General features: G+C 44.1%; 25 protein-coding genes. 14 read left to right on the top strand and 11 right to left on the bottom strand.

All coding sequences use genetic code 11. The annotated features are described in order from the left end of the window. Positions 1–3: 3 nt before the first annotated feature. From dut to B0I27_RS05535, 4 genes are read right to left on the bottom strand one after another with little or no spacing between them, the layout of a single operon-like run. Positions 4–435, bottom strand: a complete 432-nt coding sequence (dut, locus tag B0I27_RS05550; protein ID WP_106292566.1) for a dUTP diphosphatase — start codon at positions 433–435, stop codon at positions 4–6. 19 nt (positions 436–454) lie between these two features. Continuing rightward, a complete protein-coding gene (locus B0I27_RS05545; RefSeq protein ID WP_106292237.1) occupies positions 455–1,963 on the bottom strand; it encodes an oligosaccharide flippase family protein in 1,509 nt (502 codons plus the stop codon). Between the two features lie 13 nt (positions 1,964–1,976). Beyond that, a complete protein-coding gene (locus B0I27_RS05540) occupies positions 1,977–2,258 on the bottom strand; it encodes an acylphosphatase (protein ID WP_106292236.1) in 282 nt (93 codons plus the stop codon). A gap of 49 nt (positions 2,259–2,307) precedes the next feature. Further along, positions 2,308–3,486, bottom strand: a complete 1,179-nt coding sequence (locus B0I27_RS05535; RefSeq protein ID WP_106292235.1) for an amidohydrolase family protein — start codon at positions 3,484–3,486, stop codon at positions 2,308–2,310. A 178-nt stretch (positions 3,487–3,664) separates the two neighbouring features. On the opposite strand from B0I27_RS05535, the gene rlmN reads away from it, so the two are divergent. Further along, the gene (gene rlmN, locus B0I27_RS05530) at positions 3,665–4,714 is read left to right on the top strand and encodes a dual-specificity RNA methyltransferase RlmN (RefSeq protein WP_106292234.1); all 1,050 of its coding nucleotides are present in this window, start codon (positions 3,665–3,667) and stop codon (positions 4,712–4,714) included. Positions 4,715–4,727: 13 nt separating this feature from the next. Next, positions 4,728–5,429 carry a ComF family protein gene (locus B0I27_RS05525; RefSeq protein ID WP_106292233.1) on the top strand — a complete coding sequence of 234 codons (702 nt, stop codon included), beginning with the start codon at positions 4,728–4,730 and terminating at the stop codon, positions 5,427–5,429. A 133-nt stretch (positions 5,430–5,562) separates the two neighbouring features. Here the strand turns inward: B0I27_RS05525 and B0I27_RS05520 are convergent, their stop codons facing one another. The 3 genes from B0I27_RS05520 to B0I27_RS05510 are packed head-to-tail and all read right to left on the bottom strand — an operon-like array spanning position 5,563 to position 8,098. Further along, positions 5,563–5,988 (bottom strand): response regulator, encoded by a 426-nt coding sequence (locus B0I27_RS05520; RefSeq protein WP_106292232.1) that lies wholly within the window; start codon positions 5,986–5,988, stop codon positions 5,563–5,565. 54 nt (positions 5,989–6,042) lie between these two features. Further along, a complete protein-coding gene (gene glyA, locus B0I27_RS05515; protein ID WP_106292231.1) occupies positions 6,043–7,314 on the bottom strand; it encodes a serine hydroxymethyltransferase in 1,272 nt (423 codons plus the stop codon). 25 nt (positions 7,315–7,339) lie between these two features. Next, a complete protein-coding gene (locus B0I27_RS05510; protein ID WP_106292230.1) occupies positions 7,340–8,098 on the bottom strand; it encodes a segregation and condensation protein A in 759 nt (252 codons plus the stop codon). A 123-nt stretch (positions 8,099–8,221) separates the two neighbouring features. On the opposite strand from B0I27_RS05510, the gene dxs reads away from it, so the two are divergent. From dxs to B0I27_RS05495, 3 genes are all read left to right on the top strand, one after another. Then, positions 8,222–10,150: a 1-deoxy-D-xylulose-5-phosphate synthase gene (gene dxs / locus B0I27_RS05505; RefSeq protein ID WP_106292229.1), complete on the top strand. Its 1,929-nt coding sequence runs from the start codon at positions 8,222–8,224 to the stop codon at positions 10,148–10,150. Positions 10,151–10,307: 157 nt separating this feature from the next. Beyond that, positions 10,308–10,781: a transcription elongation factor GreA gene (gene greA, locus B0I27_RS05500; protein WP_106292228.1), complete on the top strand. Its 474-nt coding sequence runs from the start codon at positions 10,308–10,310 to the stop codon at positions 10,779–10,781. A gap of 6 nt (positions 10,782–10,787) precedes the next feature. Next, positions 10,788–11,186 (top strand): HIT family protein, encoded by a 399-nt coding sequence (locus tag B0I27_RS05495; protein WP_106292227.1) that lies wholly within the window; start codon positions 10,788–10,790, stop codon positions 11,184–11,186. Positions 11,187–11,225: 39 nt separating this feature from the next. On the opposite strand, the gene ruvC is transcribed toward B0I27_RS05495, so the two are convergent. Further along, positions 11,226–11,792, bottom strand: coding sequence for a crossover junction endodeoxyribonuclease RuvC (gene ruvC, locus B0I27_RS05490; protein WP_106292565.1), 567 nt, complete (start codon positions 11,790–11,792; stop codon positions 11,226–11,228). 136 nt (positions 11,793–11,928) lie between these two features. Between ruvC and B0I27_RS05485 the strand changes: the two genes are divergently transcribed. From B0I27_RS05485 to B0I27_RS05460, 6 genes are all read left to right on the top strand, one after another. Next, the gene (locus B0I27_RS05485) at positions 11,929–12,903 is read left to right on the top strand and encodes a lysylphosphatidylglycerol synthase domain-containing protein (RefSeq protein ID WP_181276689.1); all 975 of its coding nucleotides are present in this window, start codon (positions 11,929–11,931) and stop codon (positions 12,901–12,903) included. A 37-nt stretch (positions 12,904–12,940) separates the two neighbouring features. Then, the gene (locus B0I27_RS05480; protein ID WP_106292563.1) at positions 12,941–14,017 is read left to right on the top strand and encodes a glycosyltransferase family 2 protein; all 1,077 of its coding nucleotides are present in this window, start codon (positions 12,941–12,943) and stop codon (positions 14,015–14,017) included. Beyond that, positions 13,993–15,294: a PP2C family protein-serine/threonine phosphatase gene (locus B0I27_RS05475; protein WP_106292226.1), complete on the top strand. Its 1,302-nt coding sequence runs from the start codon at positions 13,993–13,995 to the stop codon at positions 15,292–15,294. Before B0I27_RS05480 ends, B0I27_RS05475 begins: the two co-directional genes overlap by 25 nt. 3 nt (positions 15,295–15,297) lie before the next feature. Further along, positions 15,298–15,924 (top strand): ribonuclease HII, encoded by a 627-nt coding sequence (locus tag B0I27_RS05470; protein WP_106292225.1) that lies wholly within the window; start codon positions 15,298–15,300, stop codon positions 15,922–15,924. Positions 15,925–16,038: 114 nt separating this feature from the next. Further along, positions 16,039–17,115, top strand: coding sequence for a glycine cleavage system aminomethyltransferase GcvT (gene gcvT / locus B0I27_RS05465; protein ID WP_106292224.1), 1,077 nt, complete (start codon positions 16,039–16,041; stop codon positions 17,113–17,115). 5 nt (positions 17,116–17,120) lie between these two features. Continuing rightward, positions 17,121–17,858 carry a 2-phosphosulfolactate phosphatase gene (locus B0I27_RS05460; protein WP_106292223.1) on the top strand — a complete coding sequence of 246 codons (738 nt, stop codon included), beginning with the start codon at positions 17,121–17,123 and terminating at the stop codon, positions 17,856–17,858. A gap of 8 nt (positions 17,859–17,866) precedes the next feature. On the opposite strand, the gene B0I27_RS05455 is transcribed toward B0I27_RS05460, so the two are convergent. From B0I27_RS05455 to rsgA, 3 genes are read right to left on the bottom strand one after another with little or no spacing between them, the layout of a single operon-like run. After that, entirely contained in the window at positions 17,867–18,193 is a 327-nt protein-coding gene (locus B0I27_RS05455; RefSeq protein ID WP_106292222.1) for a nucleotide pyrophosphohydrolase, read from the bottom strand. A gap of 4 nt (positions 18,194–18,197) precedes the next feature. After that, positions 18,198–18,656 (bottom strand): D-aminoacyl-tRNA deacylase, encoded by a 459-nt coding sequence (gene dtd / locus B0I27_RS05450; protein ID WP_106292221.1) that lies wholly within the window; start codon positions 18,654–18,656, stop codon positions 18,198–18,200. After that, positions 18,656–19,576, bottom strand: coding sequence for a ribosome small subunit-dependent GTPase A (gene rsgA, locus B0I27_RS05445; RefSeq protein WP_106292220.1), 921 nt, complete (start codon positions 19,574–19,576; stop codon positions 18,656–18,658). The genes dtd and rsgA overlap by 1 nt, the downstream gene beginning before the upstream one ends. Positions 19,577–19,876: 300 nt before the next feature. On the opposite strand from rsgA, the gene thrA reads away from it, so the two are divergent. From thrA to thrC, 3 genes are read left to right on the top strand one after another with little or no spacing between them, the layout of a single operon-like run. Beyond that, positions 19,877–22,324 (top strand): bifunctional aspartate kinase/homoserine dehydrogenase I, encoded by a 2,448-nt coding sequence (gene thrA, locus B0I27_RS05440; RefSeq protein WP_106292219.1) that lies wholly within the window; start codon positions 19,877–19,879, stop codon positions 22,322–22,324. Continuing rightward, positions 22,324–23,259: a homoserine kinase gene (locus B0I27_RS05435; protein WP_106292218.1), complete on the top strand. Its 936-nt coding sequence runs from the start codon at positions 22,324–22,326 to the stop codon at positions 23,257–23,259. The genes thrA and B0I27_RS05435 overlap by 1 nt, the downstream gene beginning before the upstream one ends. 5 nt (positions 23,260–23,264) lie before the next feature. Next, positions 23,265–24,572: a threonine synthase gene (thrC, locus tag B0I27_RS05430; RefSeq protein WP_106292217.1), complete on the top strand. Its 1,308-nt coding sequence runs from the start codon at positions 23,265–23,267 to the stop codon at positions 24,570–24,572. Positions 24,573–24,643: the final 71 nt, after the last annotated feature.

Below are 24,643 nucleotides of genomic sequence, written 5' to 3'. Positions count from 1 at the left end.
TAACTATATTCCTGTATGTCCGTAGCCCCCTGTGCCACGGCTTGTTTCGTTTAAACTTTCTGCAGCTTCCCATGATATCTGCTCATGTTTAGCAATAATCATCTGTGCTATACGGTCACCGCTTTGAATACGGAAATCCGTGTCGGACAAATTGATCAATAGAATCTTAATCTCTCCTCGATAATCGGCATCGATAGTTCCCGGAGAGTTCAGTACAGTAATGCCATGCTTGAGTGCAAGCCCGCTTCTTGGGCGGATCTGAGCCTCGCACCCCTTCGGAAGTTCAATAAATAGTCCGCTGGGAATAAGCAATCGCTGAAAAGGCTTCAGGATAATGTCTTCTGTAATGAAAGCCCGAATATCCATTCCTGCGGAAAGAGCCGTTTCATATGCAGGAAGTGCATTATTTGATTTATTTATTACTTTAACGTTCATGTTCATTGTGTAGTATCAGTTAAAATTTTCCGGATAATATCTTCCGTAGGTTCGTTTTTTCTATATAAAGAATTGAAAGGGCAAATAAAGTGAATAAGATATTACCTGCAATGAGATTTCTGTCAAAAAGATGGTAGGATATGATCACCAGGATAATGGAAGCCAGAAGGTAACCTGTCGCTTTCTTTACATTATAGGGAATTGGGTAGTGTTTTTGTCCAAGCAAATAAGAAAGAACCATCATCGTCGAATACGCAGCAAACGATATCCATGCAGAAGCTACATAACTGTACTTTGGAATGAAAATGATATTTAGAATAATGGTCATTAAAGCCCCTATCCCCGAGATATACAGTCCGTATCTTGTCTGGTCCGATAACTTATACCAGATGGATAGGTTCATGTATATGCCCAGGCTCACATAGCCAAGTAATAGTACAGGGATAATCTTGAGGCCTGACCAGTAGAGTTCTCGTTGAATGGGGTCTTTCGCACTGATGAAATGCTTCAGAATTTCGATATTCGCTGCTATGCCGACAAAAATAAGCGAAATGGCTATAATGAAGTAGTTCATTATAGTAGCATAGGTATCTCCCGAATTTTTGTTTTTTGCATGACTAAAGAAGAACGGCTCAGCTCCCAATCTGAAGGCTTGGACAAAGATGCTGAGGAAAATTGCCAGCTTCGCACAGGCACCATAAATACCCACTTCCTGGTCGGCTATGCTTTCGGGGAGCAGTTCTTTTAAAAAAATCTTATCGGAGTTCTCATTTATGATGAACGAGAGATTTGCTACCAGAACCGGAAAGCTATAATTCAGCATATCCGAAATTAAAGGGCCGTCAATTTTCAGCTTCAGCTCCATTATCTGGGGCAGTAAGAGCACCAGGGTCACAGCACTGGCAACGAGATTGGAAATGAAAACATAGCCGAGCCAGCCAGGTCTGTACCACTCCTGAAAAAAGTCTGCGAATATCAGGTCGTTCTTAATGATAGCAGGTACTGCCAAAAGAAGGAATAGGTTAAGTCCTACGAAACTGAGAATATTTGCTATTTTAATTATTCCAAATTTAAGAGGCCTTCCTTCAGCCCGCAATTTTGCAAAGGGAATGACGGCTAGCGCATCAACCGCGAGAATGAGAATAAAAAGCCTGATATACTGAGCATAATCCGTAAGGCTTGTCGTATAGTCAGTAACCATCCATTGAGCGATGCTTCCTGAAAACAGGAACGCCATTCCCACGAAGATTGATGCGAGAAATAAAATTACTATAAAGGTATTACTGTAAACCTTCTCTTTGTCGCTTCCTGATTTGTTTAAATACCGGAAGAAGGTAGTCTCCATACCGAAGGCCAGCATGGCGTTTAGTATAGAGGCCCAACCATACATAACGGTGAAGACACCGTATAACTTGGTCGGATAGAGTTTTACATACAGGGGCGTCAGAAGAAAACCAAGTACCCGCGATATGACGGTACTCAATCCATAGATAGCAGTCTGTCCTGCGAATTTTTTAATGTTTGACAAGCTTGCCTGTGGTTTAGATACGACGTTTTTTAACTATCTCAAAGTTAAGATAGTTCTTTATTTCTCCTTCAGAGACGTCCACCTTCTCGACGACCGCATTATCGGGACCCTCTTTACACCAGTCAAGCAGGTAATTGACAGAGAACTGATCGCCCTCTGCTTCTATATAAACAGATCCATCTGGCTGATTTTTGACTATCCCTTTAATGGACAGTTGATCTGCAATCGCCTTTGTTGCCGCTCTGAAAGATACACCTTGAACCTTACCGTATACGGTGATTGTAAAATGTTTCATTTGCAAACTTAGGCAAATGAAAGAAGATTTATATATTGAAAAGTAATAACTAAACCAGTTTTTCTACCGTCGACTCTGGTGTGAGCATCAATCCTTCGACATTGCTGATTAGATTCAGGCCGGGTTTTTTGCCAACCTCGATACTTCCAAAATCTTCGTCCATGTCCAAAAATTTCGCGCCGTTTAGCGTCGCCCATTTTATAGTTTCATCCAGTCGAAGAGTGGGGAAATGTTTGTGGAGCGTTTTTAGCTCGGATAAGATGCATAGCCCGTCATTCGAGGCAAGGCTATCAGTTCCGAGGGTGATGACCAGGTCGTTTTGCCGGAATAGCTCTACTTTCGGTAGTCTGTTTTCAATATAGAGGTTTGCATTTGGACAAAAACACCAAAAGATATCCCTGCCGGATCGTTTCGTGAAATAGATGTCTTTCAAACTCGTATAAGTATTATGCACCAGCAGGATCTTTTGCTTTTTTCCGAGATGAGAAAAAATAGACTGAACTGAGCTTCTGGCCTGGGCCTTAAAAAAATCAGTATCCATATTCATTCCTTGGTAAAAGTCCAGGAAAAGACCTGTCTTATATCTGAAGAGAGTGTTTTCCTCTTCACTTTCCTGGTTATGAATAGACATAAGACTCTCCGAGTTACCACACTCACGACTGATGTATCTTAGCAATTCTTTAGATATTGAGTATGGCGCATGAGGTGCAATGGAAGCCTTAAGAGGTGCGAAATCGTTTTTCAAGGTGCAAGCCGACTCGAAAATCGTTTTCGCCTGGTTAGGATCAAATCCCAGAGTTTCCACAAAAGTGTGATACTTTATTGCACTCTTGAGCTTAACTGGCTTTGAGTCGATAGCATTGGATATGTCCCCGACTGCTACAATTCCATTCTCAAGCATTTCCCGGTCGGACTCATACATACTTTCAGAAGTATCTCCATGCTCACATCGTTTGAGTCGGATCACGTCTTGAATAAAGGGTACCAGACCTCTGTTTCGTTCAATTTTTCCTCTTAACCACGATAGTTCCAAATGGCAATGTGTATTGACAAAACCCGGTACTATCACGCCTTTGAGGCGTTTTCCCTTCGGAATGCCCTTAACCTCAGCCTCGTATTCTGTGTAAACTCCTTGAATTACTTGAAATTCATCGACCGCTATATAGCCATTTTTGATAGGAGAAGAGGAGGCGGGTAGGATGTAGTCTGCGGAATAATAGGTATTCATATTTCAGTATAAACGTATAATTTCGTGCTGATCAATGGCATAGCTATCGCAATATTTGGAAAACAATTATACGCATTTTATTGGGGACGTTCTCGTTTTAAGAAAATTTCATCACAAATGTGTGCAATCCTTACCATATCATTACAGTGGTCCTCAGATTATTAAGTAACTTTGTGATGTGAACGCGATTGTTGAAAAAAAAGAAATACGGAACCTTTCCGTTGAGGATCTTAAGAAAGTGCTTATTGCAGAGGGCGAGCCGGCGTTCCGCGCCAAGCAGATTTCTGAATGGCTATGGATGAAGTCAGCCAGAAGCTTTGAAGAAATGACCAATCTTCCGAAAGCTTTGAGGGAAAAGTTGAACGAGAGGTTTAGCCTCAATGTGGTTAATATTCATCAGTCCCAACATAGCTCCGACAAAACAATCAAAAATACGTTCAGGTTAGCAGACAATAACATTATTGAGGGTGTCCTTATCCCGACTCCTGAGCGTATGACGGCCTGTGTTAGTTCTCAGGTTGGTTGCAGTCTTACGTGTAAATTCTGCGCAACGGGTTATATGGAACGTAAGAGAAACCTGGATGCAGGTGAAATCTATGATCAGGTAGTCTTAATCGATCAGCAGGCTAAGCTAAACTATGGCATTCCCCTTTCAAATATCGTGTACATGGGTATGGGAGAGCCCTTGCTAAACTATGCAAATGTTTTGCGCTCGATCGACAGGTTAACAGCGCCTGACGGACTTAACATGTCTCCAAAGCGGATTACCGTTTCTACCGCGGGTATCGCAAAAATGATCAAAAAACTGGGGGACGATCAGGTAAAGTTTAATCTGGCATTGTCCCTTCACGCTGCGAATGATGTGAAGAGGAACGAGATTATGCCGATTAACGAGCAAAATACGCTTAAAGCGCTTGCAGAGGCATTGAAATACTACTTCATAAAGACAAAAAATCCTGTTACCTACGAGTATATCCTATTCGATAACTTCAATGATGGCCTTGAAGATGCTGCAGAATTAGCCAAGTTTTGTAAACACCTGCCTTGTAAAGTTAACATTATCGAATATAATCCGATTTCATTTGCCTCTTTCCAAAACGCAGAAGAAGACAAGACAGAAGCTTTTGCCAATTACCTTAGAAAGCAGGGTGTCATTACCAATATACGAAGAAGTCGCGGAAAGGACATAGATGCCGCTTGTGGTCAACTAGCTATCAAAGAAAAGTAAATGCGTTGATGAGATGGTGAGCACGGTTAAGAAGTACGCTGAGGATTTTTTATCGTTGTTCTTTCCTGATCTTTGCTGCGCTTGTGGTAATCACCTCGTTTCCCAGGAATATCAACTCTGCACCACTTGTCTTTATGATCTGCCTTATAGCAACTTCCATCTTCAGGCTGACAACCCCGTAGCACGCCAGTTCTGGGGTCGCATTCCCGTCCAGAAAGCTTGCGCTTACCTGTATTTCCATAAGCAGGGTAAGGTCCAGAATATTATTCACCATCTCAAGTATAAGAACAGGCCGCTGCTCGGTAACCTGCTTGGCGAAATGTATGGCCGGGAACTTAAAGCAGTCGACTATGCTTCAGAGATTGATTTCGTTATTCCCGTGCCTCTTCATTCGTCAAGGCTGAAATCGCGAGGCTACAATCAGAGCCAGTGTATCGCTGAAGGTCTGGCAAAGACGCTGAAGATTCCTTTAGGCAACAAATATTTGCATCGATTCAAGTCTACAGCTACGCAAACTCATAAGGGCAGGTTTGAGCGCTTCGAAAATATGATCGAAGTATTCCGTCTGGCAAACCTCGAGGATCTGACAGATAAGCACGTCCTGCTGGTAGATGACGTAATTACAACAGGAGCAACTCTCGAAGCTTGCGCGCTTTCGCTTCTGGAGGTGCCGGGTTTAAAACTCAGTATTCTTGCGATTGCTTACGCCGAATAAAAAATATTAAAATTAATTGTAACCTTCTATACGCATTTCCGTAACAATACCTGAGAGCGTTAATTTAGATGAAAGAGTCGGGTACTTCCATAGTTTCCGGCTTTTTCTTTTTTATGTCTTCTTGAAAAATTTTTTAAGATTCAGGACATGTTGAATGCAAGCCGAGGAGGTTTCTCACCTTTTCTTTTAAATGATCAGGTACAAAAGGTTTTCGTATATAGTCAGTCAATCCTGCTTTTCCGATCTGGTCTAGATCCCTATTTGATATGGAACAGGTAAGTGCTACAATAGGAAGTTCACTAAATTCACCTTGATTATATGACCGGATTATTTCCGTCGCTTTCAAGCCGTCGAGTATCGGCATATGGAGATCCATCAAAATCAGATCGTACTGCTTAGTAGCAACCTTGTCGACCGCAATCTGTCCGTCTTCAGCCAGATCGACTTCAAATCCGCACTGTGTTAATATTTTATTGGTTACGTATCTGTTTATCTCGTTATCGTCAACGACAAGGATAAGTCCGGCAGAAGGGCTTTTTTCTTTTTTTGTTGATAGCATGATAAAGGTTTATAGGTAAAAGGGAAGGAGAATATTATTCTCCTTCCCAAAGCATTATTTGTATAATGGGAAATTCGCCATCATATCCTTGACTTTAGTCTTAATGTTTTTTAGATTTTCCTCATTTTCAGGATCAGCCAGTACGGCATCGATCAATTCAACGATTGCTTCCATTTGCTCTTCCTTGACACCGCGACTTGTAATAGCCGCTGTACCAACCCGTATACCGGAGGTGACAAAGGGCGACTTGTCGTCGAAAGGAACCATGTTTTTGTTAACGGTGATATGAGCCTTCTGTAAAGCGGCCTCCGCAACTTTGCCGGTAATGTTCTTATTTCTCAGGTCGATCAGCATCAGGTGATTGTCAGTGCCACCGGAGATGATCTGATAGTCGCGAGATACGAGGGCTTGTGCCATTGCTTCTGCGTTTTTCTTGACCTGTTTAATATACTCCATATACTCATCGCTAAGTGCTTCCCCGAAGGCAATCGCCTTCGCTGCGATAACATGCTCCAATGGACCACCCTGGGTACCGGGGAAAACAGCCATATCCAACAGGGAAGACATTTTCCTGATCTCACCCTTTGGGGTCTTTAAACCGAAAGGATTGTCAAAATCTTTTCCAAGTAAAATCAAACCTCCACGCGGTCCTCTGAGGGTCTTATGCGTTGTAGTGGTCACGATGTGACAGTGCGGAAGCGGATTCTCAAGCAAGCCTTTTGCGATCAGCCCTGCAGGATGGGAAATATCAGCGAGTACCAATGCTCCAACTTTATCAGCAACCTGGCGGATGAACTTATAATCCCATTCCCTTGAATATGCGGAAGCACCACAGATGATTAGCTTTGGTTTTTCTGCCAGAGCTACTTCTTCAAGCTTCTTATAGTCAATTAATCCCGTCTCCTTATCTACGCCGTAAAAGAATGGTGTATAAAGTTTTCCGGATGAATTTACTGGCGATCCATGAGTCAAGTGTCCTCCATGCGAAAGATCAAATCCCAAAATCTTATCTCCTGGCTTTAATACGGCAAGGAAAACAGCTGAGTTAGCCTGAGCTCCTGAATGCGGCTGCACGTTCGCCCATTCTGCATTAAATAGCTTTTTGGCACGCTCAATTGCAATAGTTTCAATCTCATCTACTATCTCACAGCCACCATAGTAGCGTTTTCCGGGCAAACCTTCGGCATATTTGTTTGTAAGCACAGAACCAGCCGCTTCCATAACCTGTTTGCTGACAAAGTTCTCCGATGCAATAAGTTCAATGCCACTCTCCTGGCGTTCTTGCTCTTCTTCAATGAGTTTAAAAACTACGTTGTCTCTGTTCATTATTTTACTTGATGATTTGTATATTCTATTGTGTAGGATGGTTGTTCGATTCCAGCCTGAAATTGTTAAACCCAATACCTGTCTGGATCGAAATGAGCTGCTGCTGCAACATCTCCAATACAGCCAGAAAGTTAAATATGAAATGCACCCGGTTCTCGGAGTGTTTTTTCATGTCTGAAAAGTCCATCCGGGCATTTAGTCGAAGCAGTTCAGCGATGGCCGTTTTCTGCTGTTCAATAGTATATGGATATTGTACAACGGTGTGTGTGACCTGAACGCTTTTTTGACTGTTTCTCGTTCTTACTTTCTCATACATTAGAAGAAGCGTGTAAAGACTAAAAGTAGAAAGCTCCTCACCATGTTCCGCCTCGCCGGCAATTCGTAAAAGATCATCTCCTATGTTTCCCCGTTTTTGAAGTCTCATGCGCTTATCTTCAAGAAGGCGCATCTCTTCTGAGGCCATCTTTATTTTCTTGTATTCAATCAGCTTCCTCACCAGGTCTTCCCGGTTATCAATCTCATTGCCCTCATCATCCTGCTCCGGTCTGGGTAAAAGCATTTTTGCCTTAAGTCTCATCAAAGTAGCAGCTATAAATATAAATTCGCTGGCAAGCTCGATGTTCAGTGCCGTCATCTCCTGGATGTAAGCCAGAAAGTCGTCAGTGATTTTTGCTATAGCAATCTCATGTATATCCAGCTCATCCCGCTCGATAAAAAACAATAAGAGGTCAAAGGGGCCCTCGAATTGCGGCAACCTGATGTCATAAGTATCCTGATGTATCACAACTGCTTCAAAAATAAAGATTTAATTCGGTCTGTAAATCATAAATAAAACTGTTCCAACTATTATTTTATAAATAATATTGAGTTACTTTGTCGTTTAAACTTTTTTTTACGCTACTACTGTATGAAAGTAAAGGCTGGGGAATTATTAGATAAAATAAACTATCCATCTGATTTAAAGCTACTTAGTGAAGTTGAGTTAGAGCAATTATCGCATGAATTACGACAGTATATAATTGATGTGGTTTCCGTCCATGGAGGTCACTTTGCAGCAAGCTTAGGCGTCGTTGAATTAACTGTAGCCCTTCATTATGCTTTGAATACTCCGTACGACCAGCTTGTCTGGGACGTGGGGCACCAGGCATACGGTCATAAGATATTAACTGGACGGAGATCGAGATTTCATACCAACCGCTTATATAATGGCATCAGTGGCTTTCCCAAAAGAAGTGAAAGTGAATATGATACTTTCGGTGTCGGCCATTCCTCTACATCTATATCAGCTGCACTCGGCATGGCAGTTGCATCCCGTGCAAAAGGCGAAACAGACCGCCAGCATGTCGCCGTGATAGGCGACGGGGCAATGACTGCCGGACTTGCTTTCGAAGCGCTCAATCATGGAGGCATTGAGAACAGCAACCTGCTGGTGATACTGAACGACAACTGTATGTCGATTGATCCCAATGTGGGGGCATTAAAAGAATATCTTACAACCATAACCACATCCAGACCTTACAATAGGTTTAGAGATGATATTTCCCATGTTCTGGGGAAAATCTCAGAACTCGGCCCTAACGCTCATCAAGCTATCAAAAAGATTGAAAAGAGTATAAAAGGCACCCTTCTCAAAGAAAGTAATTTTTTTGAAGCACTTAACTTCCGGTATTTTGGCCCCGTCGATGGTCATGATGTCAAGCAGCTTGTAAAAGTAATAAAGGATCTTAGCAAGATCCCCGGTCCCAAACTGTTGCATTGCGTAACGGTCAAAGGGAAAGGCTATGCCCTTGCGGAGAAGGATCAGACCAAATGGCATGCCCCGGGTTTATTCGATAAAATAACCGGCGAAATCAAAAAGTCGGTCAGCGATAAGCCGCAGGCACCAAAATATCAAGACGTATTCGGACACACCATTGTTGAGCTTGCTGAAGCAAATCCGAAGATTATGGGCGTAACTCCGGCAATGCCAAGTGGCAGTTCCATGAACATCATGATGAAAGCTATGCCTGCCCGCGCTTTTGATGTAGGCATCGCTGAACAGCATGCTGTGACTTTCTCAGCAGGACTTGCTTCGCAGGGGATGGTTCCTTTTTGCAATATATATTCCAGCTTCATGCAAAGAGCCTATGATCAGGTGATTCATGACGTTGCCATTCAAAAGCTCAATGTGGTTTTTTGCCTTGATAGGGCAGGGCTTGCCGGTGCTGACGGGGCGACTCACCACGGCGCTTACGATTTGGCATACATGAGATGTATTCCTAACATGATCGTTACTGCTCCTATGGATGAGGAAGAACTCAGGAACCTGATGTACACGGCTCAGCAGGATGGTATGGGGCCATTCTCCATACGTTACCCCAGAGGGAATGGTGTTATGCCAAACTGGAAACTTCCTATGAAAGCATTGAAAATAGGAAAAGGAAGAAAGGTCGCAGAAGGTGTGGACGTAGCCATTCTTACTATAGGTCATATTGGAAATGAGGTATCAAAGGCTCTTAATCTCCTGTCAGCGGAGGGTATTAATCCTGCTCATTACGACATGAGATTCCTAAAGCCGATCGATGAAGATATGCTGCATGAAGTGTTTTCCAAATTCAAAAAAGTGATCACTGTTGAAGACGGATGTATTCAGGGAGGTATGGGAACTGCTGTATTGGAGTTCATGGCCGACAATCGATACTCCGCTACTGTCGTACGCCTGGGCATTCCTGATCGCTTCGTTGATCACGGCGACCAGAATGAGCTTTGGGCAGAATGTGGTTACGATGCAGCGTCTGTTGTAGCTGAAGTTAAAAAACTGTCGATCAAGATGATCGCTGGAAGCATAGCAAGCTGATTTGTAAATTTTCAATAGCAGTTAAGAAACATTTGAGCCTAAATTTGCATTTATAGAAATGTAAATATTATATTCGTACTATTCACGGACAAGACTATATCAGCGTATGCAGGTGTAGTCTTGTCCTTTTTTATAGGTCTTTAAACAAAAATTTATAATGTCAGAGGTAATTTATTATTCCAAAGAAGGATTAGAAAAGTTGAAAGAAGAATTACACTTTTTGAAAACTGAAGGACGCAATCAAATTGCGAAAGCAATTGCAGAGGCACGGGATAAGGGTGATCTATCTGAAAATGCTGAATATGATGCGGCTAAAGAAGCCCAGGGTCATCACGAAGCAAAAATATCTAAGCTGCAGGAAGCACTTGCGAATGCCCGCCTAATCGACGAATCTAAGCTCGACACATCTAAAGTACTTGCTCTCTCGATCGTGAAAATCAAGAATGTAAAAAACGGTGCGACAATGCAATACCAGTTGGTATCTGAAACCGAAGCGGATCTTAAAGCAGGTAAAATATCTGTCAAATCACCTATCGCAAAAGGGCTTCTTGGAAAATCAGTAGGAGATACGGTCGAGATCGCAGTACCGGCAGGAAAAATCGAATTTGAAGTTCTCGAAATCTCCAGATAAATAGCTATGTCATCGATATTCTCAAAAATAGTATCAGGCGAAATCCCGGCTTATAAAGTGGCCGAGGATGCGGATTGTCTGGCTTTTCTCGACATTAGCCCATTAACAAGAGGGCATGTGTTGGTTATCCCCAAGCAGGAGGTAGACTATATATTTGACCTCGATGATGATGCTTATACAGGCTTGATGCTATTCGCGAAGAAAGTCGCACTAAGTATCAGGAAAGTTATCCCCTGCGAGCGTGTCGGTATCACCGTTATGGGGCTGGAGGTACCTCACGCCCATGTTCATCTCATACCTATGAATTCCATGGGGGATATGAACTTTGCTTCAGCCAAACTTAGCTTTTCCAAAGAGGAAATGGAATATACTGCTCAGTCTATCGCGGCTGAATTCGCCGGATAAGTGCCGCTGCTGCAAAACTAGCTAACATATTCCGGCGGGTTATTTCTTTCTCGCCGGATTGTCTTTGACAAACGCTTCCCACCCTGAATAAGATTTTTTACCCGGTTCGCTCATATTGCGCTGGAACGAATGGCATACAGCTACCGCAAGACCATCTGTTGCATCCAGATATTGTGGAGTTTCTGTGAATTTTAAAAGGCGTTGAAGCATGGAAGCAACCTGTTCCTTGCCCGCATTTCCGTTACCGGTTATCGACTGTTTGATCTTACGTGGAGAGTACTCAAAGATAGGGATGTCCCTCGATAGAGCGGCGGCGATTGCAACCCCCTGCGCCCTCCCCAGTTTAAGCAAAACCTGAACATTTTTACCGTAGAACGGTGCTTCAATAGCCAGACAATCCGGTTTATATTGGTCTATCAAAGAAACCGTCTTCTCAAATATTCTCTTAAGCTTCAGGGGATGGTCATCCAGATGATCCATTTTTACAACCCCCAGGCTGACGAGCCCTACATTTCCCTTTATTTCCTGCACCAGGCCATATCCCATAATTGCCGTTCCCGGGTCAATTCCCAGGATCAGACGTTCCTTAGCCTTTTCCTTTATTATCACAACGGCAATATTACAACTTTTATGGCGCTATCTTGAAATGGCGTCTAATATCAAGGAATTATCCGACGCAATTGATCAAATTGGGCTATGGTTCTCAACTTTTCCGTAACATTGCACCATACATTAAATCGCTTTGAATCAAACTGGCAAAAAAGCAATAAGCATCATCCTGAAGTTTTCTGTGCTGATCCTTGCGGCGGTATTCATTACCCACAAGCTGAACGACAACAGCAACCTGCGCGATTTCCAGATGCTTACTGCAAAACTGCAAAGCTGGCAAGTCTACTCGGCTATGACGGTGCTTTTCATTCTCATGTTGTTAAACTGGTTCCTTGAATCGCTTAAATGGAAATATTTGGTAGATAGGGTCGAACGGATAAGCCTGTGGAAATCCATAGAGTCAGTTTTTTGCGGTTTAACATGGGCCATCTTCACCCCTAACCGGATTGGAGAATACGGCGGAAGGATATTCTTTCTTTCGCCCCGGAAGCGTGTTTTTGGTGCCATTGCTATGGGCGTGGGTGCAGTCGGACAAATGGTGATTACCAATGTTCTGGGCTCTTTCGCTATTCTTTGGTTTATCTGGCGTTTTACTGATGCCAGCACGTGGGTGTTGTATGCGCTCTTCTTCCTGACGACGATATTTTCTCTGTTCTTTTTATTGTTCTATTTCAACATTCGTCTCCTGATAGGCTTGTTAACCAGCATATCCTTTCTAAAGCGATTTAAGAAGTTTATAATGGTATTAGCTCGTTATAATAAGAGAGACCTTATAGTCGTCTTCAATTATTCCCTGGCTAGATTTGCAGTATTTACCACTCAATATTGTGTCGTCATACTATTGCTGATTCCTGAAATTCCATTTTTCAGCATGGTCATGATGATTCTGATTTTGTTCTTTATCCAATCAGCGTTGCCTTCTCTCGACCTTCTGGACGTTGGTGTCAGGGCAATGACCGCAACATATTTCTTTAGTTTTATCACTCATCACGAAGTCGCAATTATGGCCTCAACCGCTTGTATTTGGCTGGTTAACCTTATCATTCCGGCCATCCTGGGATCCGTCTTCGTATTTAAGCTTAATTTCTTTGGTACTGCTCGTAATTAAAACCCTGACTCTGGCGCTGACATGCATATATGTATCAGTGATATTTTTTCTTCGGAAAGGATGGTCTTCTATTCCCGTATTCCGGCCGGTAGAAGGTATTTTGAAAACGAAGGTGAGCATCCTGATTGCTGCAAGGAATGAAGAAAGCAAGATAGCACTGACGATCGAGGATATACTGGCGCAATCCTATCCCCCGGAACTTATCGAATTGATCATCGTAGATGATCATTCTACAGATCGTACATCTGATATCGTTCTTTCCTACAAAGACAAAGGTGTCCGCCTCATCCGTCTCAACGAAAAAGAAAAGTTAAACTCGTATAAAAAGAAGGCCATTGCCGAGGCCATCAATCTTGCATCCGGAGAGCTGATTTTTACAACAGACGCAGATTGCCGGATGAAAGCAGATTGGATAAAAACGGTAGTGAGTTACTATCAGGAAACTGATAGTAAGCTTATCTCCTCACCAGTGGTATATCATCAGGAGAAAAGTTTCTTCGAAAGGCTTCAAACTCTGGAATTTCTTTACCTTATCGGCTTAGGGGCTTCCTCTATCGGAAACAAGATGCCCTCTACCTGCAACGGAGCTAATCTGGCCTATCGTAAAGACGTTTTTCTGGAACTGGGTGGATTCAAAGGTATTGACGAGCTGGCATCGGGAGATGACGAGCTTTTTCTTCACAAAGTCGCGTCCCGTTATCCGGATAGAATCGGGTTTTGTAAGTCTACCGATGCTATCGTATATACCGATGCCAAGGAAAACCTGCCTGAATTTATCAGTCAGCGAAAAAGATGGGCGTCCAAAAGTACCAAGTATAAGGATAAGAAAATTGTGGCACTGGGCGTTGCTATATGGCTCTTTAACCTCACGATCTTTGCAAATGTGCTGGCTGGATTGTACCTTGCAGATCTTTGGATTCTAGCTCTCGTCGCAATAACGCTGAAGTATATTTCGGAAATGTTTTTTCTTAATCCGGTCACAGCCTTCGCAAAAAGATCTGAGCTTATGATATATCTGCCACTACTTACGGTCATCCATATCGTTTACATCGTTTATATTGGAATAGCAGGAAACTCAGGTAAGTATATATGGAAAGGAAGATTAGTTCGTTAAACGATAGTACGTTATTATCTGCAGATTACACAGTGAAAGAGGAAAGGCATAGCGAGCGTCAGCCAGACATAGATTTGGTCCAAATGCTGTTGAAAAGACAGGCTGAGCTTAATTCGTTGCTCGAAATTACATTGGCCATCAACAAGAATAGCGACTCATCGGTATTGTACGAAATGCTGGAAGTGGTTCTGCGTACTAATCTTAATGTCGGAAGCATGATGATGATGGTCAAGCAGGACAAACGGTTCGCATGTGTTTCACGCTTTGGTGTGCCAGTAGAAAGCCTTGCTGAAACCCAGAGTATGTGTGCCACCCTTGCCCCACTTAAAACCATTTCGTCTCTCAACGACTTCACCGATCCTTCTCTTCAACGGTTTAACTACTTCGTACCGGTCAGACATAAAAACAGCACGCTTGCCTTCGTATTAATCGGCGATTTTAACGCGGTGCCTGAATTGCTCAGCCATGAGCTGAATTTTATTCAGACGCTTATTAACGTCGTAGTCGTCGGTCTGGAGAATAAAAAGCTCTTTAGAGAACGCGTTCACAGAGAAAGGCTTCAAAGAGATATCGAGCTGGCGGGCGAAGTTCAGAATATGCTCGTTCCTCTGACTCTTCCCGAAAGTGAATTCTTTGATATCTCCGCAACCTATCTTCCTCACCAGAGTATTGGCGGTGATTATTTCGACTTTATCCGGTTGGACGAAGATGAATTCATCTGGTGTATAGCAGATGTTTCAGGGAAAGGGATCTCTGCGGCTTTGCTTATGGCTAATCTGCAGGCTAGCCTCCGTGCCTGGACTTCTGTTGAACGTGATTTGGCAACTATTATTCGCAAGCTTAACGAGGTGGTTACTAAAAATACCAACGGAGAGCGATTCATTACACTTTTTCTGGGCCGGTATAATATACGGACAAGGAATATGGAGTATGTTAATGCCGGGCATAATGCACCTTTGCTTGTTGTCGATGGCACGGTGTCGTCCCTCAAGTCCGGAACAACTTTATTAGGAGTCTTTGATCAGCTGCCATTTGTGAATATAGGGAAACAGAAAATCTCTGAAAATACCTTAATATTTAATTATACCGACGGTTTGATCGAAAGCTTCGAAGAAGATATCTTTATCACCGAAGAGGAATTGTCCTCCATTCTGCTGAGAAATGGTCAGGAAAGGCCAGAAATAATAAATCGGGGCGTATTAATCGATATTCAGTTGTCTAAGATGGCAAAAATGAATTCAGATGATATAACTTTGCTGACATTAAAAATTCATTAGAAAATGTTGTTGCCTTATTATCAGGATGTATTTGTCGAAGCGGGATGTGATGAGGCGGGGCGGGGATGCCTGGCAGGGCCGGTATTTGCTGCCGCGGTCATTTTGCCGAGGGATTTTTCGCACAATATACTCACAGACTCCAAGCAATTGAAGGCAGAAGAAAGAGACGAACTGAGAGTCTTCATCGAAAACAATGCGCTGGCCTGGGCGGTGGCAGAAGTCGATCACGAAGAGATCGACCGTATCAACATCCTCAACGCATCTTTCCTCGCCATGCACAAAGCACTGGATAGCTTAAGTATTCGCCCTGAACATGTGCTGGTCGACGGCAACCGGTTCAAAAAATACTGTGAACTTCCTCATACATGCGTGGTAAAGGGCGACGGGAAATATTTCTCCATAGCAGCAGCCTCTATTCTGGCCAAAACATATCGCGATGAATTTATGCAGCGGATCGCAGGTCTCCATCCTGAGTACGAATGGCATTCTAATAAAGGTTATCCAACGATAAAGCACCGGAACGCCGTGCTTAAGCATGGATTTTCACCTTACCATCGGAAAACATTTCGCGTAACTGACCCCCAATTGGACCTTTTTCAGCCCTCGAATGCTGATGTTGAGCTCGTATAGTCCTTTCTTAGGCGGAATGTCCTTGAATGTTGTCAGCATATTTCTATTTTTGTCAAATGCGAGTTGATTCTAGGTCTCTGCACATTCAATAACCCCTCATATAGTTGTAATTTTATGAAAGATATCGCCTTATTGGAAAAACATATTGCTCTGGGAGCCAAAATAGTTCCATTTGCCGGATTCAATATGCCCGTTCAGTATGAAGGGATCAATGCAGAACATGCTGCTGTAAGAAATGGTGTTGGCGTGTTTGATGTCAGCCACATGGGCGAGTTTATCCTGAAAGGAAAGGGAGCCCTGGACCTCATTCAGCGTGTTACATCCAACGATGCGTCTAAACTAACCGACGGAAAGGTTCAATACAGTTACCTTCCAAATGAGGACGGGGGAATTGTAGATGATCTTCTGGTGTACCGTATCGACGAAATTACATACCTCCTTGTTGTAAATGCGTCCAATATCGACAAAGATCTTCGTTGGATTCAGAAACACAACGAGTTTGATGTAGACATTAAGGATATTTCCGGCCGTACATCATTACTTGCAGTCCAGGGTCCCAAGGCGACTACTGTCTTGCAGCAGCTGACCGAGGTCGACCTGTCTTCCATGGAGTATTATTCCTTTAAGAAGGGAACCTTTGCCGGTGTGGAAAATGTGCTGATCTCAGCAACAGGTTACACCGGAGCAGGTGGCTTCGAGCTATATTTCGACAATGAACATGCAGTTCAAATCTGGGACGCTATTTTTGAAGCCGGAAAAGATAGCAATATCAAACCTATCGGGCTGGGTGCACGCGATACATTGCGTCTTGAAAAGGGCTTCTGCCTCTATGGAAATGATATTGATGACACTACCTCTCCTCTGGAAGCAGGTCTTGGCTGGATCACAAAGTTCTCCACCAAGTTCATCAATTACGAAGCGCTTGAAGCTCAGAAGAAAGCCGGCATTAAGAAAAAACTTGTAGGCTTTGAGATGATTGAGCGAGGTATTCCGCGCCACGATTATCCTATTACCAACGAAGGCGGGGAGGCAATTGGCCGGGTTACCTCAGGTACACAGTCGCCAACACTCCAAAAGGCGATAGGAATGGGTTATGTCGACATCGCTTTTGCTGAACCGGGGACTGAAATTTTTATTGCCATCCGTAATACCAATGTCAAGGCGCGTGTTATTAAATTCCCTTTTGTATAAAAATATTGAAAACTCAAGAATCCGATAAACAAGGCAGATTGAATGTAGAAGTCTGCCTCACTCCAGCTTTACTCCCTTTATACGATATTGAAAACAGTATCGTTGTGGTAATAGACATTTTCCGGGCAACTTCATCCATCTGTTATGGAATAGAAAACGGTGCTGATGCAATTATTCCGGTTTCCCATGTTGAGGAATGCGCTGCTTATCAGGTCAGTGGATGTCTTCTCGCTGCTGAACGCGATGGGAAGGTAGTGGAAGGTTTTGACTTTGGCAACTCTCCCTTTTCGTATGTCGCTGAAAAAGTACAGGGCAAAACGATAGTGCTGACCACTACAAACGGTACGCATGCTATACAGCTTTCCCGTAGTGCAAAGCAAATCCTTATAGGGTCATTCTTCAACCTTACAGCTCTGGCCGACTATCTGGCCAGCACCAGTCAGAACGTTCTTCTGGTATGTGCCGGATGGAAGAATAAGTTCAATCTTGAAGATACCATATTCGCTGGTGCAATGGTCAACAAGCTAAGGCCCGCAGCATATACTCCCGACGACTCATCCATTGCCGCCGAGGATCTGTACCTTCTGGCAAAGGACGACTTGCGTGGCTACCTGAAAAAGACATCACATAGTGAGCGCTTAATGAAACTTGGAATCGAAGCAGATATTTCCTTTTGCCTGAATACCGATATCACTACTGCTATCCCGGTGCTGGATGGAGATAAACTGATAAAGCTCAAATAAGCTCAGTCTTATATTAGCTTACTATTGTTTTTATGACGATCCGCATCCCGGATCGTTTTTTTTTGCAGGTTCTTTTCCAATGCTTCCGTAAGGTTAATACCCGTTTGATTAGCCAGACAGATCAGCACAAAAAGAACATCAGCCATCTCATCTCCCAGGTCAACCGCTTTATCCGATTCTTTGAATGACTGCTCACCATAGCGGCGCGACATGATTCTCGCTACTTCACCGACCTCTTCCATGAGGATCGCCGTGTTCGTTAGCTCATTAAAATAACGAATTCCGGTCGTCTTTATCCAGTCGTCGACCAGTGCCTGCGCTTCTTCAATCTTCATATTCTTAGTGATTGTCTCTATCTTGTGTATCCATTACGATCGTAACCGGACCATCATTCACCAAACTTATTTTCATATCGGCACCAAAGATGCCTGCTGCTGTTGGGGTGCCGGTCAGTCCGGAAAGTTCCGCCTTCATCTTTTCATATAAGGGGATTGCAATCTCAGGCTTTGCAGCACGGGTGAATCCCGGCCGATTTCCTTTCTTCGTCGACGCAAACAACGTAAATTGCGAGATAAGCAATATAGACCCTTTGATGTCAAGCAGTGATCGGTTCATCTTGCCCTCTTCATCACTGAAGACACGCATATTGACTATCTTCTGAGCCAGCCAGCTGATGTCTGCAGCAGTATCAGTTTCCTCCACTCCCAATAATACCAGCAGACCTTGCTGAACAGAACCTGTTATCGCTCCGTCAACTGTACATGAAGCTTCCGTTACACGTTGAATAACTGCCCGCATTAGCTTCTGGTGTCGTGGTTGTGAAAAATGCTCAGGTAGCTTTCATAACGTGAAAGCTCTATCTCGTTGTTCTCGACTGCTTCGAGTACCGAGCATCCGGGCTCATTGATATGCCGGCAATTGTTAAACCTGCATTCATTCATGCGGTTGCGCATCTCCGGAAAGAAATGTCCCAGTTCTCCCTTGTCAATGTCAATAACTCCCAGCTCTCGTATTCCGGGAGAATCGATCAGATATCCACCACCCGGAATGGGATGCATCTCCGCAAAGGTGGTCGTATGCTTACCTTGGTCACTCCAATCTGATATCTCTCCTGTTTTGAGGCTCATGCCAGGTATCAATGTATTGATTAGTGTCGATTTGCCAACGCCCGAATGCCCTGAGAAAAGGCTGACCTTATCTTTCAGCAGTCCTTCTATAATGTGAAGGTTCGTTCCTTCAAGAGCCGAGACTTCATAGCAGGGATACCCGATACTGGTGTATATATGCTGGTATTCAGCTAGTATTTCCATACCTTCTTCGCTGAAAAGGTCGAGCTTATTGAAGATTAGCTTGGCCGGAATATCATAAGCCTCCGCCGTCACCAGGAACCGATCGATGAAGCCGAGCGATGTCCGCGGCGAGGCTAACGTAACCACCAGAAATGCCTGATCCAGGTTTGCTGCAATAATTTGCGCCTGCTTTGACAAATTCACCGATTTTCGGATGATATAGTTCTTTCGGGGAAGGAGCTTATTAATGATACCGGTGTTCTGCTCCGGTTCCATCTCAATATCTACCCGGTCGCCAACCGCAATCGGGTTGGTAGTCTGTATATCCTTCGTTCTGAACTTTCCCTTGATACGACAGTCTACAATACTTCCCATATCGGTCGCAACCTGATACCAACTTCCCGTAGACTTAATAACTAATCCTTGCATAAAGCTGTAAATTTAAGAATTGCATATAAACCCGTCGCTCCTTATAACATAATTATGTCTATAATTGATTTTTTGTTAAAAAAAGTGCCAGTCTCTTGGTTTTATTGATATTAACTGCGTATTTTAGACACACAAAATGAATATACTTATCTATACCATTTTTATCACGACTACTACCATCACGCTAATATGGCCTGGAGGAAGATCGGTTATGGTATAACTTAAACATATAAAAGAAACCATACAAGCGCCTTCCTCCGATAAGGGGAAGGCGCTTCTGTTTATAAAAAAAACGAATAAATGAAGGTCCTTAAATTTGGCGGTACTTCCGTAGGCTCAGAAAAAAGTATAAGCGCCATAATCGAAATTCTTAAACAGGAAACAGCAGATAACGGGTCTCCCGTCGTTGTACTCTCTGCCATGGGAGGGGTAACAAACCTTCTTTCTACGATGGCCAGTAAAGCCGCGTCCGGCGAAAGTTTTACACAATACCTTGCCGAGCTTCAGAACAGACATTTTGATGTCGTTAAAGCGCTCCTTGACGTTCCGCGTCAAAATCCGGTGTTCACCAGACTGAAGCTGTACTTCAATGAGCTGGAAGACATCCTACAAGGTATTTCAAGCCTGCGCGAACTCACGCCACGGATTAATGACCTTGTTTTAAGCTACGGTGAGCGCTGCTCCACATTGCTGGTAAGCAAAATTGCAGAGCAACACTTTGGAGAGGCAATTTTTGCTGATGCTACTGAGCTGGTCAGAACAGATAGCAACTTCGGACAGGCACACGTCAATACGTCGCTGTCTGAAATGCTCATTCGTGATTTTTACCAACAGCACACATCAAAACTTATTTTCGTTACCGGCTTTATCGCCAGCAACGAAGAAGGCAGGATAACCACTCTTGGACGTGGAGGAAGTGACTATACAGCCGCATTGATCGGTTCAGCACTTCATTGCGAAGCTATCGAGATCTGGACGGATGTTAATGGCATGATGACCGCAGACCCGCGTATGGTAAAGAAAGCCTTCCCTCTGGAAGAGTTATCTTATACCGAGGCTATGGAGCTATCCTATTTTGGGGCGAAGGTAATCTACCCTCCAACCATGATCCCAGCCTTTCTTAAGAAGATTCCTATCGTTATTCGTAATACTTTTCAACCGGAGTTCCCCGGGACAGTTATCCGCCATGATTGCCGGGATGCGAAGCACAACATCAAAGGAATATCTTCCATCAACGAAATCAGCCTGCTGAACCTCCAGGGCAGCGGAATGGTGGGCAAGGCAGGTTTTAGCGGAAGATTGTTTTCTTTGCTCGCACGCGAGCAGATCAACGTTATCCTCATTACTCAGTCGTCATCTGAGCATAGCATTACATTTGCCGTCAAGCCTTCAGATGCACTGAACGCCAGAAAGCTTATTGAGCGTGAGTTTGAACTCGAACTCGAAGCCAAAAAGATAGACCTTCCGGTAATCGAAGAATCACTTTCCATACTGGCGATCGTCGGTGAAAACATGAAGGAAACTCCCGGCATCTCCGGAACGCTCTTCCAGGCTCTTGGAAGGAACGGCGTTAACGTGAGAGCTATTGCTCAGGGTTCGTCCGAGTATAACATATCCGTGATCATATCACGTCATGACCTGGCAAAAGCTTTAAACGCTGTTCATGACGCGTTCTATACCGATCTTAAAAAGACCCTTAACGTATTCTGTCTGGGAACCGGCAATATAGGTAGAACCTTGTTCCGCCAAATAGGTGAACACCGGGATTTTCTTCAGAAGCAAAACGGCATACTGATCAAAGTGATCGGCATCAGTAATAGTCGCAAAATGGCTTTTAATGAAGAAGGCCTGAACCTCGAGAATTTGCAGGAGATCCTTTTTGAGTCTGGCGAAGATGCAGATCTTGACCTGTTTATATCCCGAATGAAGGAAATGAACCTCCCCAATGCGGTGTTTGTAGATAATACGGCAAGCGCTCTTCCCATCAGTCGCTATGCAGAAGTTTTCAGCTCCAATATCTCCGTCGTGACTTGTAATAAGATCGGAAACTCTTCTGATTATGCACAGTACCGTAATTTCAGGGATCTGGCGCATAAACACGGCGTTGACTTTTACTATGAAACGAACGTCGGTGCTGGCCTGCCAATCATCCGGACTTTGAAAGATCTAATGATGAGCGGAGACAGGGTAATCTGCATAGAAGCGATCCTCTCTGGTACTATATCCTTTATATTTAACAATTTCAAGGGTGAGACCAGCTTCCACGACGTCGTGAAGCTAGCACAGGAAAAAGGCTTCACGGAGCCCGATCCGCGTGATGACCTCAGCGGCATGGACTTCATGAGAAAAATGCTGATCCTCGCCCGTGACGCGGGACATGAACTCGAGCAAAGCGATATCCGTATACAGAATATCCTTCCGCAGTCGTGTCTGGACGCCCAGTCAGTTGACGAATTCTACGCAGAGCTTCTCGCGAATAATGACTACTTCGAGCAGATAAAGAAGGAGGCAGAAGCTAATGGGAAGGTACTCAGATATATCGGAAAGCTGGAAGACGGCAAGGTTGCTATTACTTTACAGATGGTGGATGACACTCACGCCTTCTATATGCTTTCGGGCAGTGACAATATCATTTCGTTTACCACAGACCGCTACAAAGACCGTCCCCTGGTTGTAAAAGGCCCTGGTGCAGGTGCTGAGGTAACAGCCGCCGGAGTATTTTCTGACATCGTTAACGTAGGAGCATAATGAAAGATTCTATCAAAGTTTTTGCCCCTGCGACCGTAGCAAATGTAGTATGCGGTTTTGATGTGCTCGGCTTCGCTGTCGATGCCCCTGGTGATGAAGTGATCATGCGCCGGAAAGCTGAACCTGGTGTGGTCATTACCAAAATCACAGGCGACGAGGGAAGGCTTCCTATGGAGGCTTCGAAAAATACGGTTAGTGCAAGCGTACAGGATTATCTCGCTCATATTGGTCGGCCGGACATAGGCGTGGAGATAGAGCTTCATAAAAAAATGCCTATTGGAAGCGGACTCGGATCAAGTTCCGCAAGTACGGTTGCCGGTTTATATGCTATCAACACTCTGCTGGATGAACCCTTGAGCCGCATGGATCTCGTTCCCTTCGCTATGAAAGGTGAAGAGCTGGCTTGTGGCTCCGGACACGCCGACAACGTGGCCCCTGCGCTCCTGGGAGGTTTTATCCTGATCCGCAGCTACGAGCCGCTGGACCTGATCAAACTGCCCTATCCCGAATCTTTGTATTGCGCCATCGTCTTTCCTGATGTAGATGTTCCTACCCGTGACGCAAGGCGGATGATCCGTGATAAGGTCTTCCTTAAAGACGCCGTGATCCAATGGGGAAATGTAGCGGGTCTGGTGTCTGGATTGTACACAAAAGATATCGACCTGATTGGGCGGAGTATGATCGATGTGCTGGTAGAGCCCGTACGTTCTATTCTGATACCTGATTTTTATAAGTTACGGGAAATAGCGATGGGTCTTGGTGCCGTTAGTTTTGGCATCTCCGGATCCGGTCCTTCGGTGTTTTCTTTTGCCAGGGACAAGGAAACTGCCGATAAGATCACCTCAGAAATAAAGAAGCACTTAAACGCCTTACAAATAGGATGTCAAACCTACGTGTCTCCCATCAATGGTGAAGGCCCGCGTATTTTAGATTAAGAGAAATGAAATTATATAGCACAAATAACCCTGACCTTACCGTTGATTTCAAGGAGGCGGTGTTCAACAGTATGCCGCAGGACAAGGGTCTTTATATGCCCGATACCATCAAGCCCTTAGATCCGGAGTTTTTTGAGAATATCGAAATGTGTTCTCTCGAGCAGATTGCGTTTACTGTAGCAAACCACATTCTCGACGGTGCTATACCTGCAGATGACCTGAAATCTATTGTGGCAGATGCAATAAACTTCCCGGCTCCGGTGGTAAAACTCGACGATGATACTTATGTTCTGGAACTATTCCACGGTCCTTCCCTAGCGTTCAAAGACTTCGGAGCACGCTTTATGAGTCGTGTGATGGGTTATTTTATGGAAGAGGGGGAGAAGATGCTTAATGTGCTGGTAGCAACTTCCGGTGATACCGGCGGGGCAGTTGCTTTAGGCTTCCTGGGCGTTGAGAATACACAGGTGACCATCTTATACCCGAAAGGTAAAGTAAGCCTTATACAAGAGCTGCAACTTACCACAAACGGCCAGAACATCCGCGCTGTTGAAGTAAACGGCACCTTTGATGATTGCCAGGCACTGGTTAAACAGGCCTTTACCGACAAGGATCTGAACGAGAAGTTCCGCCTCACTTCAGCAAATTCCATCAATATAGCGAGGCTCATCCCACAGACGTTCTATTACTTCAATGCCTACGCGCAATTAAAGCGCCAAGGTAAAACCGATATTATATTCTCTGTTCCAAGCGGTAATTTCGGCAACATAGGTGCAGGTCTGCTAGCATGGAAATTGGGACTTCCTGTAAAACAATTCATTGCGGCGACCAATATCAACGATACCGTTCCTCAGTTTCTGGAAACCGGCGTTTACGCTCCAAAGCCATCCGTAGCAACTTTATCGAATGCAATGGACGTAGGTAATCCAAGTAACTGGGTCAGGATTATGAACCTTTTTAACGACGACGCAGACTCTTTAAAAGAGGTGGTTACGGCTTATAGCTATGACGATGGTCAAACGGCTGATGCAGTCAACGTAATATTTGAAGATTACCAGTATGTAGTTTGTCCGCATACCGCCATTGCATGGATGGCAATCGGGCAGTATCGGTACGATTCCAGAGATAATATCAGTACAGCGGTTTTCCTGTCAACTGCTCACCCTTGCAAGTTTCCCGACGTTTACGAAGGCAAGATCAAAGATAGTGTTGTGATTCCTGATCAGGTTGAGGAACTGCTCGGTAAACCTAAGCAGTCTGTTGAACTGGGTGCAGATTTTGAAGCATTTAAGAATTACCTCCTGGAAGGTTAGTCCGTCCGGATACAAAGAAAAAAGGGGAGCTTGCATAATACACAAGCTTCCCTTTTTCGTACACTACACTT

It is taken from the genome of Arcticibacter pallidicorallinus (genome assembly GCF_003002875.1).
In the GTDB taxonomy this organism is placed as follows: domain Bacteria; phylum Bacteroidota; class Bacteroidia; order Sphingobacteriales; family Sphingobacteriaceae; genus Arcticibacter; species Arcticibacter pallidicorallinus.
This window is presented reverse-complemented; position numbering and strand designations above follow the sequence as displayed.